The sequence below is a fragment of the Streptomyces sp. NPDC058052 genome (assembly GCF_042885515.1).
Lineage (GTDB): Bacteria > Actinomycetota > Actinomycetes > Streptomycetales > Streptomycetaceae > Streptomyces.
This window is the reverse complement of record NZ_JBHVRX010000002.1, coordinates 70,769-87,479: the sequence shown is the minus strand read 5'-3', so window position 1 is coordinate 87,479 and position 16,711 is coordinate 70,769. Positions and strand designations below refer to the sequence as shown.

At 76.1% G+C, this 16,711-nt stretch carries 13 protein-coding genes; 10 read left to right on the top strand and 3 right to left on the bottom strand.

Translation table 11 applies throughout. The annotated features are described in order from the left end of the window. Position 1 precedes the first annotated feature (1 nt). The 10 genes from ACFVU3_RS02975 (at position 2) to ACFVU3_RS02930 (ending at position 12,765) form a co-directional block, all read left to right on the top strand. Entirely contained in the window at positions 2 to 2,782 is a 2,781-nt protein-coding gene (locus ACFVU3_RS02975; RefSeq protein ID WP_390063129.1) for an ATP-binding cassette domain-containing protein, read from the top strand. Beyond that, positions 2,779 to 3,597 (top strand): ABC transporter ATP-binding protein, encoded by an 819-nt coding sequence (locus tag ACFVU3_RS02970; RefSeq protein ID WP_390063127.1) that lies wholly within the window; start codon positions 2,779 to 2,781, stop codon positions 3,595 to 3,597. The genes ACFVU3_RS02975 and ACFVU3_RS02970 overlap by 4 nt, the downstream gene beginning before the upstream one ends. 184 nt (positions 3,598 to 3,781) lie before the next feature. After that, positions 3,782 to 4,360 carry a fasciclin domain-containing protein gene (locus ACFVU3_RS02965; RefSeq protein WP_390063125.1) on the top strand — a complete coding sequence of 193 codons (579 nt, stop codon included), beginning with the start codon at positions 3,782 to 3,784 and terminating at the stop codon, positions 4,358 to 4,360. A 159-nt stretch (positions 4,361 to 4,519) separates the two neighbouring features. Further along, positions 4,520 to 6,073 carry an SDR family oxidoreductase gene (locus ACFVU3_RS02960; RefSeq protein WP_390063123.1) on the top strand — a complete coding sequence of 518 codons (1,554 nt, stop codon included), beginning with the start codon at positions 4,520 to 4,522 and terminating at the stop codon, positions 6,071 to 6,073. Positions 6,074 to 6,236: 163 nt separating this feature from the next. Continuing rightward, positions 6,237 to 7,610, top strand: a complete 1,374-nt coding sequence (locus ACFVU3_RS02955) for a cryptochrome/photolyase family protein (protein WP_390063121.1) — start codon at positions 6,237 to 6,239, stop codon at positions 7,608 to 7,610. 191 nt (positions 7,611 to 7,801) lie between these two features. Further along, on the top strand, positions 7,802 to 8,443 hold the full coding sequence (locus ACFVU3_RS02950) for a sigma-70 family RNA polymerase sigma factor (RefSeq protein ID WP_390063119.1): 642 nt from the start codon (positions 7,802 to 7,804) through the stop codon (positions 8,441 to 8,443). Between the two features lie 128 nt (positions 8,444 to 8,571). Further along, positions 8,572 to 9,831 carry an NAD(P)/FAD-dependent oxidoreductase gene (locus ACFVU3_RS02945; RefSeq protein ID WP_390063117.1) on the top strand — a complete coding sequence of 420 codons (1,260 nt, stop codon included), beginning with the start codon at positions 8,572 to 8,574 and terminating at the stop codon, positions 9,829 to 9,831. Further along, positions 9,828 to 10,601 carry a DUF1365 domain-containing protein gene (locus ACFVU3_RS02940; protein WP_390063115.1) on the top strand — a complete coding sequence of 258 codons (774 nt, stop codon included), beginning with the start codon at positions 9,828 to 9,830 and terminating at the stop codon, positions 10,599 to 10,601. The genes ACFVU3_RS02945 and ACFVU3_RS02940 overlap by 4 nt, the downstream gene beginning before the upstream one ends. Continuing rightward, positions 10,598 to 11,965, top strand: coding sequence for a class I SAM-dependent methyltransferase (locus tag ACFVU3_RS02935; protein ID WP_390063114.1), 1,368 nt, complete (start codon positions 10,598 to 10,600; stop codon positions 11,963 to 11,965). Before ACFVU3_RS02940 ends, ACFVU3_RS02935 begins: the two co-directional genes overlap by 4 nt. Continuing rightward, the gene (locus ACFVU3_RS02930) at positions 11,962 to 12,765 is read left to right on the top strand and encodes a DUF1295 domain-containing protein (RefSeq protein WP_390063112.1); all 804 of its coding nucleotides are present in this window, start codon (positions 11,962 to 11,964) and stop codon (positions 12,763 to 12,765) included. The genes ACFVU3_RS02935 and ACFVU3_RS02930 overlap by 4 nt, the downstream gene beginning before the upstream one ends. A gap of 43 nt (positions 12,766 to 12,808) precedes the next feature. On the opposite strand, the gene ACFVU3_RS02925 is transcribed toward ACFVU3_RS02930, so the two are convergent. The 3 genes from ACFVU3_RS02925 to ACFVU3_RS02915 all read right to left on the bottom strand — a co-directional run bounded on the left by ACFVU3_RS02925 (position 12,809) and on the right by ACFVU3_RS02915 (position 16,640). Beyond that, positions 12,809 to 13,873: a MerR family transcriptional regulator gene (locus ACFVU3_RS02925; protein WP_390063110.1), complete on the bottom strand. Its 1,065-nt coding sequence runs from the start codon at positions 13,871 to 13,873 to the stop codon at positions 12,809 to 12,811. A 94-nt stretch (positions 13,874 to 13,967) separates the two neighbouring features. Next, positions 13,968 to 14,396 (bottom strand): SRPBCC family protein, encoded by a 429-nt coding sequence (locus ACFVU3_RS02920; protein WP_390063649.1) that lies wholly within the window; start codon positions 14,394 to 14,396, stop codon positions 13,968 to 13,970. Positions 14,397 to 14,669: 273 nt separating this feature from the next. Continuing rightward, on the bottom strand, positions 14,670 to 16,640 hold the full coding sequence (locus ACFVU3_RS02915) for a hypothetical protein (protein ID WP_390063108.1): 1,971 nt from the start codon (positions 16,638 to 16,640) through the stop codon (positions 14,670 to 14,672). Positions 16,641 to 16,711 lie beyond the last annotated feature (71 nt).

Sequence of the window (16,711 nt, the reverse complement as noted above, 5' to 3'; positions counted from 1 at the left end):
CGTGGGTGACCTGCTGGGCTTCGTACTGAGCGGACTGGTCTCGGGCGCGCTGTACGCGCTGCTCGCGACCGGCCTGGTGCTGTCCTACTCCGCCTCCGGACTCTTCAACTTCGCGCACGGCGCCACCGCCTACCTGTGCGCGCTCGCGTTCTACGAGCTCCACTCCGGCTTCGGCTGGCCGGCCGTCCCCACCGCGCTGCTCCTGGTGTGCGGGGTGGCGCCCGGCCTCGGCTGGGCCCTGGACCGGCTGATGTTCCGGAAGCTGGCCAGGGCCGGGGAGGCGGCCCAGATCGTGGCCACCATCGGACTGCTGGTCGCGCTGCCCGCGGCCGGACTGTGGCTGGTCGAACTCCTGGAGCGGGCGGGCGCGCCGGTCCAGCCCGCGGAGAACCAGTTCGGGCTGCCGGGCGTCGGACCGAGCCCCGCCGTGTCCTGGCAGCCGCTCGACGGCGTGGGCGTCGACTCCGACCAGCTGATCACCTGGATCGCCACCGCCCTCGCGGCGGCCGGCCTGTGGCTCCTGATGCGGCACACCCGGCTCGGCCTGCGCCTGCGGGCGGCGGTCGACGACCGCACCCTCACCGAGCTGCGGGGCATCAGCGCGGACCGGCTGTCCTCGATCGCCTGGATGCTCTCCTCCGGCCTCGCCGGCCTCGCGGGCGTCCTCGCGACCCCGCTCCTCGGGCTCTCCGCGCACGACTACACCCTGTTCCTGTTCGTCTCGGCCACCGCGGCGGTCCTCGGACGGTTCGTCTCGGTGCCGCTCGCCTTCGCGGGCGGCCTCGGGCTGGGCGTGCTGCAGAACCTGGTGGCGGGGTACGCCTCGTTCACCGACGACATCACCGGCTTCCGCACCGCCGTCCCGTTCCTCATCCTCTTCGCCGGCCTCGTCGTCCTGGTCCGGCGGCAGCGCGCGGCGGGCACGGCGGCCGCGGACCCACCGCCGGTCGACTACCTCGCCGGGCGGGGACCGGGCCGCCGCTGGGGCGTGTGGGTGGTGGCCGGCGTGCTGCTCGGCACGGCGTTCTACACCGTCACCACCCCCTTCTGGAGCGGGATCCTGGCCCAGGGGCTCGCGATCGGGCTCGTGTTCATGTCGTTCACCGTCGTCACCGGCCTCGGCGCCATGGTGTCGCTGGCCCAGGCGACCTTCGTCACCGGAGCGGCCCTGGTCGCGGGGCTGCTGATGAGCCACGGCTGGCCCTTCGTCGCCGCCGCGGCCACCGGCACGGCCGCCGCCGCCCTGCTCGGCGCGATCGTCGCGCTGCCCGCCCTGAGACTCGGCGGCCGCTCACTGGCCCTGGCCACCCTCGCCCTCGCCTTCCTGGCCGACCAGGTCCTCTTCCAGCTCGGCCCGCTGCGGAACGGCGACACCGGGTGGGAGATTCCCCGGCCGGTGGCCGGACCCGTGGACCTCGGCGACGACCGGGCGTTCGGCCTCGCGCTGGTCCTGCTCAGCGCCGTGGCCGTCGCCCTGCTCACCTGGCTGCGCGGCTCCCGCTGGGGCCGGGCCATGCTCGCCGTCCGCTCGGCCCCGGAGGCCGCAGCGGCGTCCGGGGTGTCGGTGATACGGACGAAGCTCCTGTTGTTCACGGTGTCGGCGGGCCTCGCCGGCTTCGGCGGCGTCCTCTACGCCTCGTACAACACCCGCATCACCGCCACGGACTTCACGGCGATGACGGGCCTCGTGTGGCTGGCGGTCGTCGTTGCCGCGGGCGTCCGCCGACCCCAGTTCGCGGTGGTGGCCGGGCTGGTCTTCGCCGTCGTCCCGCACCTCATGGCGGAGTACGTGACCGACTCCGCCCACCTGCCGGTGATCCTCTTCGGCCTGGCGGGCCTCGCGCTGGCGAACGACCCGGACGGATACTGCGCCGCCCTGCCCTCACGCCGCGCCGCCCGGCGCGCCGCGACACGGCCGGCGAAGACCCCGCGCCCCCCGGAGGACGACACCGGCACGCCCCGAAGCGGACCCGGCGCCGCCCCGGGGCCCGGCGCCCTCCCGCGACCGCGCCCCACTCCGGTGGCGGACCCCGCACCGGCCGCCGACACCGCTCGCGCGGGGGGCGGCGCGCCCGGAGAGGGAGCGGCGGCACTCGCACTGCGCGGCGTCCGCGCCGGGTACGGCGGCGCGGACGTGCTGCACGGCGTGGACCTCGTGGTGCGCGCGGGGGAGACGCTGGTCCTGCTCGGGCCCAACGGGGCCGGGAAGTCCACCCTGTGCCGGGTGGCGGCGGGACTGCTGCGCCCGGCCGGCGGCCTCGTCCGGGTGGCGGGAGAGGACGCCACCGGCGACACGGCGGTCGCCCGGGCACGCCGGGGGGTCCGGCTGGCCCCCGAGGGCCGGGGGATCTTCGCCGGACTCACGATCGAGGAGAACCTCGCCCTCCAGCTCACGGACGCCGGCGACCGCGAGGCCGTCTACACGCGGTTCCCCGCGCTCGCCGCCCGCCGCACCGTCGCCGCCGGATCCCTCTCGGGCGGCGAGCAGCAGCTCCTCGCCCTCGCCCCGCTCCTCCAGCGGCCGCCGGCCGTCCTCGTCGCCGACGAGCCCTCCCTCGGACTCGCCCCGCGCGTCGTGGACGAGGTCTTCCACCTCCTGACCGAACTCCGCGGCCACGGCACCGCGCTCGTCCTCGTCGAGGAGAAGGCGGCCGAGGTGCTCGGCATCGCCGACACCGTCGCGTACCTCGCGCAGGGCGGCCTCGTCTGGTCGGGGCCGCGGTCCGCGGTGGACCGGGACCGGCTCGCCGAGGCATACCTGGGGACGGGAGTCCGCCGATGAGCCGCCCGCTGCTCCACGCGAGCGGGATCGGCGTCCGCTTCGGCGGCGTCCACGCCCTGCGCGACGTGTCCCTCTCCGTCCGCCCCGGCGAGATCTGCGGCCTCATCGGACCGAACGGCGCGGGCAAGACGACGCTCTTCGACGTGCTGTCCGGCATGCGCCGGCCGGACGCGGGACGGATCGCGTACGACGGCACGGACATCACCCGCCGGTCCCCGGTCTGGCGGGCCCGGCACGGCATCCGCCGCACCTTCCAGCGCCAGCAGCTCTTCGGCCAGCTCACGGTCGCGGACAACCTCGCCGTCGCCCAGGACTGGCGGGGCGGCCTCCGCCCCGTGGCCCCCGGTCACCAGCGGCGCGCCGCCGCCGTGCTCCAGGAGTGCGGGCTCGACGGGCTCGCCGCCACGTACGCGGGCGGCCTGCCCGTCGGACAGGCCCGCATGGTCGAACTGGCCCGCGCGCTCGCCGACCCGCCCCGCGTCCTGCTCCTGGACGAGCCCGCCTCCGGCACCACCGCCGAGGAACGGCTCCGGCTCGCCGCCGTCGTCCGCCGCGTGGCCGGCGAGGAGGGCTGCGCGGTGCTCCTCGTCGAGCACGACGTGTCCTTCGTGATGGACCTCTGCTCGCGCGTCGTCGTCCTCGACCTCGGCCAGGTCCTCGCCGAAGGCACCCCGGCGGAGATCCACGCCCATCCGGCGGTACGGGAGGCGTACCTCGGCTCCGCCGGTCCCGCCGACTCCACCGGTTCCCGTGCGCCCGCCGCGGAGGAGAGCGGTCCCGCCGGGGAGGGGAGCGGTCCCGCCGCCGACGGATGAGCCCGGGGCCAGGGGCCGCGGGCCGGGCGGGCACGGCGGGCGCGGAACGAGCGGTTTTCGCGCGAACGTGAAGAAATGTGCGGCCGACGCCATCCGGACGGCCGCTCCGCGCCGAAGGCATGGGTGAGAGACAACCGATCCACGGCCGCGGCCCTCGGCGTCCGGCCTGTGGGAGGAGGACGTCATGAACCCCACGTTCACCCGGCGCCGCGTCTCGGCCGCCCTGGCCGCCGCGGCCCTCGCCTTCTCGTTCGGGGCGCTCGCCCCCCAGGCCGTCGCCGACGACAGCGACGCGCCGTTCGGCCCGGGGTGCGCCTCCGTGCCGAAGCAGGGCGCCGGTTCCTTCGAGGCCATGGCCGACGTCCCGGTGGCGACCGCGGCGGCGGACAACCCCGCCCTGTCGACCCTCGCCACGGCCGTCGAGAAGGCCGGTCTGGCCGAGACCCTGAACAAGGCGGAGGACATCACGGTCTTCGCCCCGACGAACGACGCCTTCGCCAAGATCCCGAAGGCGGACCTGGACAAGGTCCTCGCCGACAAGGCCACGCTCACCGAGATCCTCACCTACCACGTCGTCGACGAACCGGTGGACAAGGCGGACCTCGCCGACGGCTCGTTCAAGACCCTGCAGGGCGGCACGCTGACCACCGACGGCTCCGGCGACGCGTACAAGGTCAACGACACCGCCTCCGTGGTCTGCGGCGACGTGGAGACCTCCAACGCGACCGTGCACCTCATCGACACCGTGCTCATGCCCGAGTGAGGAGGACGAAGGGCCCCGGGGTACGGCCACGGCCGCACCCCGGAACCGCGTCCCGGCCCGGGTACCGACCGCCCGGGCGACGCATCCGCGTGACTCCACGGTGACGAAGCACCGGGGCGGGACGTGTACGCCACGGACACAGGTGAAACGGATCAGCGCATGGACATTCCCACCCCCTCCGCGAACGCCCGCTGCCTGGTCACCGGCGCGAGCGGCTACATCGGGGGACGGCTCGTGCCCGAGCTGCTCGGCAGCGGCCACTCCGTCCGCTGCCTCGCCCGGCACCCGGACAAACTCCGTGACTTCCCCTGGGCGAACCGGGTCGAGACCGTACGCGGCGACGTCACCGACGCCGAGAGCCTCCGGGCCGCGTTCGACGGCGTCGACGTCGCCTACTACCTGGTCCACTCGATGAGCTCGACCCCCGACTTCGAGGCCACCGACCGCCTCGCCGCCCGCACCTTCGCCGCCAAGGCCAGGGCCGCCGGCGTGCGGCGCCTCGTCTACCTGGGCGGCCTCGCCCCGCGCGGCGTACCGGACGACGAGCTCTCCCCCCACCTGCGCTCCCGCACCGAGGTGGGCCGCATCCTCCTCGACTCGGGAATCCCCACCACCGTCCTGCGCGCCGCCGTCGTCATCGGATCCGGGTCCGCCTCCTTCGAGATGCTCCGCTACCTGACCGAACGACTGCCCGTCATGGTCACCCCGAGCTGGGTCGGCACCCGGGTCCAGCCGATCGCCGTCCGCGACGTGCTGCGCTACCTGGTCGGCAGCGCCGCCATGCCCCCGGACGTCAATCGCGCCTTCGACATCGGCGGCCCCGACGTGCTCACGTACCGGGAGATGATGACGCGGTACGCGGAGACCGCCGGGCTCCGCAAGCGCCTCATCGTCCCCGTGCCGGTGCTCACGCCCGGCCTGTCCAGCCACTGGATCGGCCTCGTCACCCCGGTCCCCGCCTCCCTCGCGCGGCCGCTCACCGAATCGCTGCGCCACGAGGTGGTCTGCGCCGAGCACGACATCGCGCGGTACCTCCCCGACGGGCCCGGGAGGCCCATCCCCTTCGCGGAGTCCCTCCGGCTGGCCCTCCGCCGTGTGCGCGACGCCCAGGTCACCACCCGCTGGTCCTCCGCCTCACCGCCCGGGGCGCCCAGCGACCCGCTGCCCACCGACCCGGACTGGGCGGGCGGCAGCCTCTACACGGACTCCCGGTCCCGGGAGGTCGACGCGAGCCCGGACGCGCTGTGGCGGGTCATCGAGGGCGTCGGCGGCGAGAACGGCTGGTACTCCTTCCCGCTGGCCTGGGCCGTACGAGGGTGGGCGGACCGCCTCGTCGGGGGAGTCGGCCTGCGGCGCGGACGCCGGGACGCGCACCGCCTCCGGGTGGGGGACGCGCTGGACTTCTGGCGCGTCGAGGAGATCGACCGCGGACGTCTGCTGCGCCTGCGCGCCGAGATGCGCCTGCCCGGTCTCGCCTGGCTGGAGATGACCGTCGACCGGGACGAGCGGGGCCGCACCTCCTACCGGCAGCGCGCGCTCTTCCACCCCCGGGGCCTGGCGGGGCAGGCGTACTGGTGGAGCGTGGCCCCCTTCCACGCCGTCGTCTTCGGCGGCATGGCCAGGAACATCGCCCGGACCGCGGAGACGGAGAGCGAGCGGGCCCCGGGGGCTTCGGGGGCTTCGGGGGCTTCGGGGGCTTCGGGCGGAGGGTGAGCGCGTCCGAGGCGGGCCGGCGGAGGAGAACGGGCGCGCGGCGCGCCGGAAGGCCGCATCCGGCTCCCCGTGCCGCGCAGAACCCGCGGATGCAGGAGTGCCGTACCAGTGCCCCGGCGGGACGCGGCGCGTCCCCGGCCGGCGGCCGAGCAGGGAGGACGCGATGACCGTCTCGATCGTTCTGTACACCTCGGACCTGAGGGTCCACGACCATCCGCCGCTCCGGGCCGCGGCCGAGGGCGCGGAGGAGGTGCTGCCGGTCTTCGTCCGCGACCCGGCCGTGGACAAGGCCGGTTTCGCCGCGCCCAACCGGCTGGCCTTCCTCGCCGACTGCCTCGCCGATCTGGACCGGGGGCTCCGGGAGCGCGGCGGCCGCCTCGTGGTGGCCGAGGGCGACACGGTGGCCGAGGTGCGCGCCCTCGCGCGGCGGACCGGCGCCGACGAGGTGCACATGGCCGCCGGGGTGACCGCCTTCGCCCGGGCGAGGGAGGCGCGGCTGCGCAGGGCGCTGGAGGCCGACGGCTGCCGGCTGTACGTGCACGACGGCGTGGTCACGGTCGTCCCGCCCGGCGAGGTCCTCCCGAAGGGCTCGGACCACTTCGCGGTGTTCACGCCCTACTACCGGCGCTGGTCCGCCGAGCCCGTCCGGGCGGCCCTCGCCGCGCCGAGGGTGCTGCACGTGCCGCGGGACGTGCGCTCCGCGCGCGTCCCCCGCCGCTCCGACGTCGCCGACGTGTCGCCCGCCCTTCTGGCCGGCGGGGAGAGCGAGGGGCGCAAGCGGCTCGGTTCCTGGCTGACCGACCACCTCGCCACGTACGAGGAGCGCCACGACGACCTGGCGGGCGACGTCACCTCCCGGCTTTCGCCCTACCTCCACTTCGGTGCCCTCTCCGCCACCGAGGTGGTGCACCGGGCGCGCAAGCGGGGCGGGGCGGGGGCCGACGCGTTCGTACGGCAGCTGTGCTGGCGCGACTTCCACCACCAGGTGCTGGCCGCACGCCCCGGGAGCGCCACCGACGACTACCGGTCCCGCCCGGGGGAGTGGAGGCGGGGTGCCGACGCCGAGGCCGACCTCGCCGCCTGGCGGGAGGGGCGCACCGGCTATCCGGTGGTCGACGCGGCCATGCGGCAGCTCGCCCACGAGGGGTGGATGCACAACCGGGGCCGGCTGCTCACCGCGTCGTTCCTGGCGAAGACGCTCTGCGTCGACTGGCGCGAGGGGGCCCGCCACTTCCTCGGCCTGCTGGTGGACGGCGACATCGCGAACAACCAGCTGAACTGGCAGTGGGTGGCGGGCACCGGCACGGACACCCGGCCGAACCGCGTCCTGAACCCGGTCGCGCAGGCGAAGCGGTACGACCCCGACGGCAGCTACGTCCGGCGCTGGGTGCCGGAGCTCGCCGGCCTCGACGCCCCGGCCGTCCACGAGCCCTGGCGGCTCACCGGACTCGACCGGGCGGCCTTCGACTACCCGGACCCGCTGGTCGACCTCTCCGAGGCCCTGGCGCGCTTCCGGCAGACGCGGGGCATCGACTGAGCTCCTCCCTCCGGCTCCGCATCGATACGCCCTTCGTATTCGATGCGAAAACGACGCGAGTTGTGGACGGGTGGCCGTGCGGCGGACCGTGAAGGAACACGGGGCCGCCGAGGTCCCGGAGCCGCCGCACGAACGAGGCGGACGCACACCCGGTGGACGTCAGCGCCACCGCCCCCGGAGGAGGAAGCGTCATGACCGCACGACGGACGCCCCGCGATCGGTCCGCCCCCACCACCGGGGCTCCCGCCCCCGACGCCGTGCAGGAGGCCGCCGAGGCCGCCGCTCCCGACCCGGACGCCTGGATCGCCCACGGCCTGGTCCGCGGCGACGAGCACTGTCTCGCCGCCGCGTACCGGCGCTGGGGCCGCCTGGTCCACACCCTCGCGGCCCGGGCGCTCGGGGACCCCCGCGAGGCGGAGGACGTCACCCAGCAGGTGTTCGTCGCCGTGTGGCGGGGCCGGGCGAACTTCCGCCCGGACCGGGGCTCCCTGCCGGCCTGGGTCATCGGGATCACCCGCCGCAAGATCGCCGACGCGCTGACCGCCCGCACCCGCCGCACCGAACTGGCGGCGACCCTCGGCGCCTCCCTGGAGCACGAGGCGCGGACGGGCGAGGAACCCGAGCGGGTCCTCGACCGGCTGGTCGTCACCGAGGAACTGTCCCGGCTGCCGCGCGTCCAGCGCGACGTCCTGGAACTCGCCTACTTCGCCGACCTGACCCAGGTCCAGATCGCCGACCGCACCGGCATGCCGCTGGGCACGGTGAAGAGCCACGCCCGCCGCGGCCTCCAGCGCATGCGCCACAGCCTGGCACCCGCGGGCGCCGGGCGCTGAGCCGGCCGGACCGCCGGCCGTCCGGCCCATCCGGCCGCCCGACGGCTCCGAACCACCGGCATCGGCAGCGCACGGGCCGCACCGGCCGCCGGCCACGACACCAGAAGACCGCACGAGGGGTGGAGACGATGAACGGACGCAACGTGGCCGTGGTGGGGGCGGGGGTGGCGGGACTGACCGCCGCCTACCTCCTCTCCCGCACGAACGACGTGACGCTGTACGAGGCGGAGGGCCGCCTCGGCGGCCACGCGCACACCCACGAACTCCCCGCCGCCGAGGGCGGCACCGTCCGGGTCGACACCGGGTTCATCGTCCACAACGCGCGCACCTACCCCCACCTCCTGCGGCTCTTCCAGGAGCTGGGCGTCGCCACGCAGGACGCGGAGATGAGCATGTCGGTCCGCTGCGACGGCTGCGGCCTCGAATACGCCGGGGCGCGCGGGATCCGCGGACTCCTCGGCGGCGGCAACGCCCTCCGGGGCCGCCACCTGCTCATGCTCGCCGACGTCCCGCGGTTCCACCGCGCCGCCCGCGGCGTGCTGGCCGCGGACGACCTCACCCTCACCCTCGGCGACTTCCTCCGGGCGCACCGCTTCTCCGCCCACTTCGTCAGCCACTTCGCGATCCCCCTCGTCTCCGCCGTGTGGTCGTGCGCACCCGACACCGCCCTGCGCTACCCCGCCGCCTACCTCTTCCGCTTCCTCGACCACCACGGACTCCTCTCGGTCACCGGATCACCGCAGTGGAGGACCGTCACCGGCGGCTCCGCCGCCTACGTCGAGCGCGTCGCCAAGCCCGTCGCCTCCGTCCGCACCGCGACCCCGGTGCGCGCCGTCGTCCGCGGCTGCGACCGCGCGACCGTCGTCACCGCCGACGGCGAGTCCACCGAGCACGCGGCGGTCGTCCTCGCCGTCCACCCGGACCAGGCCCTGAGGCTCCTCGCGGACCCCACCCAGGAGGAGGCGCGTGTGCTCGGCGCGTTCCCCTACTCCCGCAACCCCACGGTCCTGCACCGCGACACCAGCCTGCTGCCCCGCTCGCCGCACGCCCGCGCCTCCTGGAACTACCGGCTGCCGTCCTGCACCGCCCGGCCGGGCTCGGTCCAGGTCAGCTACGACATGAACCGCCTCCAGCGGCTGCGCACCTCCGAGCCGCACATCGTCACCCTCAACCCGGGCGACCGTGTCGACGAGTCGACCGTCCTCGCCCGCATGACGTACGAACACCCCGTCTACACCCCGGAGTCCGTCGCCGCCCAGCGTCTCCTGCCCACCCTCCGCACCTCCGTCACCGCGTACGCCGGCGCCTACCACGGCTGGGGCTTCCACGAGGACGGCTGCCGCTCCGGCGTCGAGGCTGCCCGCCACCTGGGAGCGCGATCCCTGTGAGCCGCACCCCGCCCGTACCGCCGCCCGGTTCCGGGACCCCGCTCGCCCCGGCCCTGTACGAGACCGAGATCGCCCACACCCGGGTCACCCCGATCCGGCACGCGGTCCGCCACCGCACGTACATGTGGCTGGTCGACCCCGACCACCTGCCGAAGCTGCCCCGGATCCTGCGCCCCCTCGCCCGCTTCGACCCCGCCGACCACTTCGACGGCGACGCCCCCACCCTGCGGGCCGGCCTCGACACCTGTCTGGCCCGCCACGGCGTGACCGGCGCGGACGGGAGCGCGCTGATGCTCACCCACGCGCGCGTCTTCGGACACGTCTTCAACCCGCTCACCGTGTACTGGTGCCACGACCGGGCCGGCCGCCCCGTCTGCGTCGTCGCCGAGGTGCACAACACCTACGGCGGCCGCCACACGTACGTGCTGCAGCCCGACGACCGGGGCCGCGCCGAGGTGCCCAAGGACTTCTACGTGTCCCCGTTCCTCGACGTCACGGGCACCTACCACATGCGGCTGCCGCGCCCCGGCGACCGGCTCGACCTGACCGTCCAGCTCCGCCACCCGGACGGCACCAGGCCGCTGACCGCCACCGTCCGCGGCAGCCGGCGGCCCGCGAGCCCGGGCACCCTGCTCGCGGCCGCGCTCCGCCACCCCTGGTCGACCGCCGCGGTCTCCCTCGGCATCCGCCGCCACGGCATCCACCTCTACCTCAAGGGACTCCGCGTCCGCCCCCGCACCGCCCCCACCTCGCAGGAAGGCACCCCGTGACCCTCTCGATCCCCCCGGCCGCGCCGCGGACCGCCCGCCCCGGACGCGTCCCGGCGGACCCGGACCGCTGGCCCGACGTCGCCGCGCCGCCACGCGCCTCCGCCGTCCGCACCGCCGTGGCCCGCCTGCTGGTGGAGCGGGCCCTCGCCCGGGTGCCGCTGCGGATACGGACGGACCGGAGCGCGCCGCCCGAGCAGGCGCCGGCCGGCGACGACGGCCCCGTACCGACGCTCACGCTCCACGACCCGGAGGCGTTCCACCGCCGGATCGGCGCCTGCGGACTGATCGGCTTCGGCGAGTCGTACATGGCCGGCGAGTGGGACGCCGACGACCTCGTCGGCGTCCTCACCGTCCTCGCCCGGCACGTCGACGACCTCGTCCCCGCCCCGCTGCACCGCTTCCGGGGGGCCTGGGTCCGCCGCCGGCCCGGGGCCGACCGCAACACCCCCGACGGGGCACGCGCGAACATCCACCGCCACTACGACCTCTCCAACGACCTCTTCGCCCTCTTCCTCGACCCCGGCCTCAGCTACTCCTCGGCGGTCTTCGACCCCCTCCCGGACCCGCGCGGCCACCTCGCCGACCCGCTCCTCCCCGACGGGACGTTCACCGCCGCGCAGCACCGCAAGATCGACCGGCTCCTCGACCTCGCGGGCGCCGGCCCCGGCACGTCCCTCCTGGAGATCGGGACCGGCTGGGGCGAACTGGCGATCCACGCCGCCGGGCGGGGCGCCCGCGTCCGCACGGTCACCCTCTCCGAGGAGCAGCTCGGCCTCGCCCGCCGCCGCGTCGCCCAGGCCGGCGTCGCCGACCGCGTCACCGTCGAACTCCTCGACTACCGGCAGGTCAGGGGCCGTTACGACGCCGTCGTCAGCGTCGAGATGATCGAGGCCGTCGGCGCCGAGTTCTGGCCCGACTACTTCACCGCGCTCCGCCGCCTCCTCGCCCCGGGCGGCCGCGTCGCGCTCCAGGCCATCACCATGCCGCACGCGCGGATGCTCGCCACCGCCCGCACCCACACGTGGATCAGCAAGTACGTCTTCCCCGGCGGCCTGATCCCCTCCCCGGAGGCCATCGCCCGCGAGAGCGCCGCCGCGGGCCTGCGCCTCACCCACGACGCCGGCTACGGCGACCACTACGCCGAGACCCTCCGCCAGTGGCGCGCCCGCTTCCTGCGCGCGGAGCCCGCCGTCACCGCGCTCGGCTTCGACGCCGTCTTCCGGCGCATGTGGGACTTCTACCTCGCCTACTCCGAGGCAGGGTTCCGCTCCGGCTACCTCGACGTCCGCCAGATCCGCCTGACCGCCGCCGACGAGCCCGCCGGGCCCGTCCCGCCCTCCGGACGGGACGGCGGTCCACGATGAGCGGCATCGACGCCGGGACCCTCGGCCTCGTCCTCGCCGCCTCGGCGGCCACCGCGCTCGCCGTCATGCTCGTGACCTTCGCGATCGGCACCGCCAGGGGACTGCACCGGCTGGTCGACGTCGCCTGGGGGATCGCCTTCACGGCCGTCGCCGTCGTGGCCTGGGTCCTGGCGGCCGGCCACGGCGACGACCTCCGCAGGACCGCCGTCGCGCTCGCCACCGTCGTCTGGGGCCTGCGCCTCGCGACCCACATCGCCCGGCGCGGACGCGGCCACGGAGAGGACCCCCGCTACGCGCGGATGCTCTCCCGGGGCCGGGGCAATCCCACCCTGTACGCCCTGCGGAAGGTGTACCTCCTCCAGGGCGCGCTCGTCTGGCTCGTCTCCCTCCCCGTGCAGGTCGCGGTCCTGCTGCCCGGCCCGCTGGACGCGACGGCCTGCCTCGGCCTCGCCGTCTGGGCGGCGGGCCTCGCCTTCGAGGCGGTCGGGGACCGGCAGCTGGCCCGCTTCAAGAGCGACCCGGCCCACCGAGGACGCGTGATGGACCGGGGACTGTGGAGCTGGACCCGCCACCCCAACTACTTCGGCGACTTCCTCGTCTGGTGGGGCCTGTACCTGACCGCCTGCGCCACCTGGCAGACCGCCCTGGCGACCCTGGTCTCCCCGCTCGTCATGAGCGCCCTGCTCATCTGGGGCAGCGGCAAACGGCTCCTGGAGGCCCACATGGCCGACCGACCGGGATACGCGGAGTACCGGGCGCGGACGAGCGGCTTCGTGCCCCGGCCGCCGAGGCGTCCCTGACGCACGTCTCCCGGACGCCCCCTCGGAGGCGGCGGGACGGGCCTCAGGCTCCGCCGCTCCCCGCCGGCTCCGCGTACAGCCGGGCCACGGCGTCGATCGCCTCCCGCAGCCCGGCGGGGCGCACCATGCCGGGAGCGGGGGGCCGGCCGAGCCAGCCGGGACCCGCCAGCAGCACCAGCGGAGTCCTGCGGGCCCCCCGCACGCCGAACGCCGTCCCGGCGACGTGCCGGGCGAGCGCGTGGTTCGCGGTCGACCGGGCCTGGGACCAGAGCGCCACGGCGGCGGGACCCGACCGCCGCACGGCGGCGTCGAGGGCCTCGGCCGGCACGGCCGCGCCGAACATCCGGGTCGGCAGGCCCTGCTCGGCGAGACCGGCGGTGAGCGCCTCCAAGGGCAGGGTGTGCTGCTCGGCCGGGACGCAGGCGAGGACCACCGGCGGCCCCGAGGAGGCGTCGGCGGGCGTGGTCACGATGGCCCGCCGCAGGGCGGTGGAGATGTGCCAGGAGAGCAGGTGCTCCACCTCGACGTACCGGTCGTCGGAGGACTCCCATTTGCGGCCCACCGCGTGCAGCGTCGGAGCCATGATCTCCTCCCAGGCGGTGACCAGGCCGTGCCGGGCGAGGACGTCCTGGAGCAGCCCTTCCATGGCCGGCCCGTCGAGGCGCACCGCGGCACGGGCGAGCCCGCGGCACTCCTGCCGCACGTCGCCCAGGGGCAGCCCGCTGCCGGCCTCCGAGCGCCGCGCGGGTTCGGGCTCCCGCTCCTCCCGCTCCTCGGGCGGCGCGGGCGGCGCTGGCGGCGCGGCGGTGACGTCCGGGGCGACCGGAGGGCTCACGGGCGGCGGGCCGTCCGGCCCGGTCCTCACGACCGCGGACCTCACCTGCTGGGCGGCGTGGGCGGCTTCGGCCGGGGGGACGCCCGAGGCCGTGAGGCGGCACATCTCCTCCAGCATCGCGACGTCCGCGGGGCTCCACCGCCGGTGCCGCCCGTCCGCGCGCACGGCGGGACCGATCCCGTACCGCTGATCCCAGGAGCGCACGGTGGTGGGGGAGACCCCCAGCCGTCGGGCCAGGGCGCCGGTGGTGATTCCGTGGACGGTCTCGGACATGGCACCACCATACGATGCGAAAACGATGCGAGCTGGTCGCGCTCGCTCGGGACGTAAGAGGGGGAAGCCGACGGAACCGGGAGGCGGCCGGCGGTCAGGGCCGCCACGCCTCGGCGGCCGGCGGCAGACGGTCGACGACCCCGTCGGCCAGCCGCTCGAACTCCCCGCGCAGGAAAGGCGAGGCCAGGCGGGCGAGACCCTTGAACCTCAGCGACGCCTGGTAGGTCAGCCGCGTCGCCACCCCCTCCTCGGTGAACCGGAGGTCGTCGTGCGCCGTCACCGTCGCGTTCTCCCCGGCGAACACCAGCCGCGCGCTCTCGCGGACGACGAGTTCGTACCGCAGTGCCGTCGTGCGCCCCCGGAACCGCGACGTGTTCCGCCACACGGCCCCCTCGCGAAGCGGACCCTCGTCGAGCCGCACGCAGCGCACGGTGCCGGGGTCCCATTCCTCGGCGTGGGCGAAGTCCTCCAGATACGCCACGACCTCCGCCAGGGGACGGCGTACCACCATCACACGCTCCACACGGATCACCGGACGGTCCTCCTTCCGTGCCACCGCCGGGTACGCGGATGCCCCCGGACACCTGTGCTTCCCGTCCCGGGGCCCGGCCGGATGCGCCGCCCCGTACCCCGTTCGGCCCGGAAAACGGCGGCCCGAAGGGAGGGGCCCGTGCGGTTCGGGGCGGGTTCCGGCTCCGGCCGCCGCACGGGCGGGGGCGTCCACGGGTCTCCTCGTCCGCGGTGGCGCCGGGCCCGGCCCCCGTTCACGCGTCGCGGTCCGCCGGGCCCGGGCCGCTCATCCGTCGCGTTCCGCCGTGCGGTCCGTCCACCATCCCGGCAGTTGCGTGCCGTCCAGGAGCCTTCCGGTGAGCCGCAGCCGTTCCGCCGTCCCCGCGCGCACCGCGAGCAGACGTCCCCGGGCGCGGGCGTCCACGCCCCCGTCGACCGTGATCCCCACGACGCGCCGGCTGCCCGCGGCCAGGAGGTAGCGGGTCCCGCCCGGGGCGGACCAGACCGTCCCGGCGAGGACGTCCTGGCCGAACCGCCCGCAGGCGGCGGTGTCGCGCACCGTCGCGGCGGGGAGCACCCGCCCGGCCGCCTCCAGGGTGACGTCCGCCCGACCCCGTCCGTCCCAGGTGTCGGCCCGCGAGCAGACCCACACCGCGCTCCCGGCACGTTCGGGAAGGGCCTGGGCGGCGAACTCCCAGCGGTTGACCGAGCGGACACCGCTGTCCCGGAGACCCGGCAGGGAACAGACGGAGCGCGACCACGCGGCGAGGCCGCGGGGGCCCGTCGCCTCGCGCGGGCCGCGCGCGATGTCCCCGGGTGCGGGCGGCGGCGTCCAGGTCAGATGGGCGGCGGCCAGTCCACCCAGGTCGGCGACGAGGAAGGAATGATTCTCCACGATCCGCGAGGACGACCGCAGTTCGAGGACCGTCGTCCCGCCACAGGCACCGCCTCCGGCACCGGCGGCCGGCGACCGCACGGGGCCCGCCACCGGTTCGGTGATCCCGTCCGCCGCCACCCGCAGGGGGCGCACGGCGGAACCGGGGGCACGCAGGTCCCGTACCCCGGCCTCCGCGATCCAGGGCGCGAGGAGGTAGCGGGTCCGGTCGCCCGTCCGCGCGAGGACGACGGCCGCCGCCGTCGTCACACCGCTGTCGTCGGCCCGCGTCTCCACGAGCGAGGGACGGCCCCGCCCGGCGCCCGGCTCGGTGTAGCGGACCAGCGTCCGGCCCGTGTGCAGCAGGACGACGGCCGCACCGTCCACGGTGCCCGCGTAGAGCAGCGCGGGCGGCCCGGCCCCGGCCCCCGGGGCGACGGCCGCGCCGTCCGCCCACCGGGCCGACGCCCGCCGCAGCAGCGACCGGTCCGAGGAACGCCCGCCGCGGGCGGGCCAGGCCGTGAAGTCGACGCGCGAGGTGTCGGCCCACAGGTCGGCCGGGACGCGCGCCGGCGCCGGCGGGGCGGCGGTCGCGGACACGGCGCGGCGAGGCGGGGAACCGGACGACCCGTCCACGACACCCGCACCGATCCCGGCGAGGAGGGCCAGACCGCAGGAGAGGGCCGCGAACCGGACGCGTCTGCGGCGGCGCAGCAGGTCGGTGGGCCGCAGGTGGACCGTGCACGGATCGAACTCCGGCCGCAGCAGCAGCTCGGCCACGTCCGGAGCACCCACCGCGCACAGCTGCCCGGCCTCCTCCAGGGCCCGGTCCGGGGCAGCCGCGCCGGCCGCGAGGAGCAGGGAGCGGACATGGGCCCGGTCGAGGCCCTCCATCGCCGTGAGGGCGAGGGCCGCGCGGGTCTCGGGCGCCGCCGCGGCGAGCGCGCGGTCCAGCGCGAGCTCGTCCGTCCCGCCGGCCCGCGGGAAGACGCGCAGGCCGAGCGCCTGGGGCAGGGCCGTCCCCCATGTCACCCGGCGGGGCGGCCGCAGGGCGTCACGGACGACACGCGCACGGAGCCAGTCGTGGGCCGGGCGCCCGGCCGGCTCCCCGCCGCGCGGCGCGGGGAGCGGCGGAGCGCCGCCAGCGGTGCCGGAGGGCGCCGTGCCGCCGGCGGCCCCGGCGAGGCCGCGCTGCACGACGGCATGGGCCGCGAGGACCCGGCGATGGCGGCCGAGGCCCGGCGGCAGGATCAGGTGCGCCAGCCGTACCAGCGCGGGATAGTGCTCGACGAGCGCCGCCTCGGCAGCGTCACGCGAGGGCGTGCGCGGGGCGGGTATGGATGCCGTGCGGCCGAGCGGACCGTTCGTCTGAGGGGACTGCATACACGGTGAACGACCCCGCGCGAGCGACGTCACCTCGCACCCTTGACCGGGTCCTGCCACGCCGGTGGGGC

What these genes read in the sequence shown, in the direction of transcription:
- ACFVU3_RS02970 (WP_390063127.1), top strand. Translation starts at nt 2,779, where the DNA reads ATGAGCCGCCCGCTGCTCCACGCGAGCGGGATCGGCGTCCGCTTCGGC.
- ACFVU3_RS02965 (WP_390063125.1), top strand. Translation starts at nt 3,782, where the DNA reads ATGAACCCCACGTTCACCCGGCGCCGCGTCTCGGCCGCCCTGGCCGCC.
- ACFVU3_RS02960 (WP_390063123.1), top strand. Translation starts at nt 4,520, where the DNA reads ATGGACATTCCCACCCCCTCCGCGAACGCCCGCTGCCTGGTCACCGGC.
- ACFVU3_RS02955 (WP_390063121.1), top strand. Translation starts at nt 6,237, where the DNA reads ATGACCGTCTCGATCGTTCTGTACACCTCGGACCTGAGGGTCCACGAC.
- ACFVU3_RS02950 (WP_390063119.1), top strand. Translation starts at nt 7,802, where the DNA reads ATGACCGCACGACGGACGCCCCGCGATCGGTCCGCCCCCACCACCGGG.
- ACFVU3_RS02945 (WP_390063117.1), top strand. Translation starts at nt 8,572, where the DNA reads ATGAACGGACGCAACGTGGCCGTGGTGGGGGCGGGGGTGGCGGGACTG.
- ACFVU3_RS02930 (WP_390063112.1), top strand. Translation starts at nt 11,962, where the DNA reads ATGAGCGGCATCGACGCCGGGACCCTCGGCCTCGTCCTCGCCGCCTCG.
- ACFVU3_RS02925 (WP_390063110.1), bottom strand. Translation starts at nt 13,873, where the DNA reads ATGTCCGAGACCGTCCACGGAATCACCACCGGCGCCCTGGCCCGACGG.
- ACFVU3_RS02915 (WP_390063108.1), bottom strand. Translation starts at nt 16,640, where the DNA reads ATGCAGTCCCCTCAGACGAACGGTCCGCTCGGCCGCACGGCATCCATA.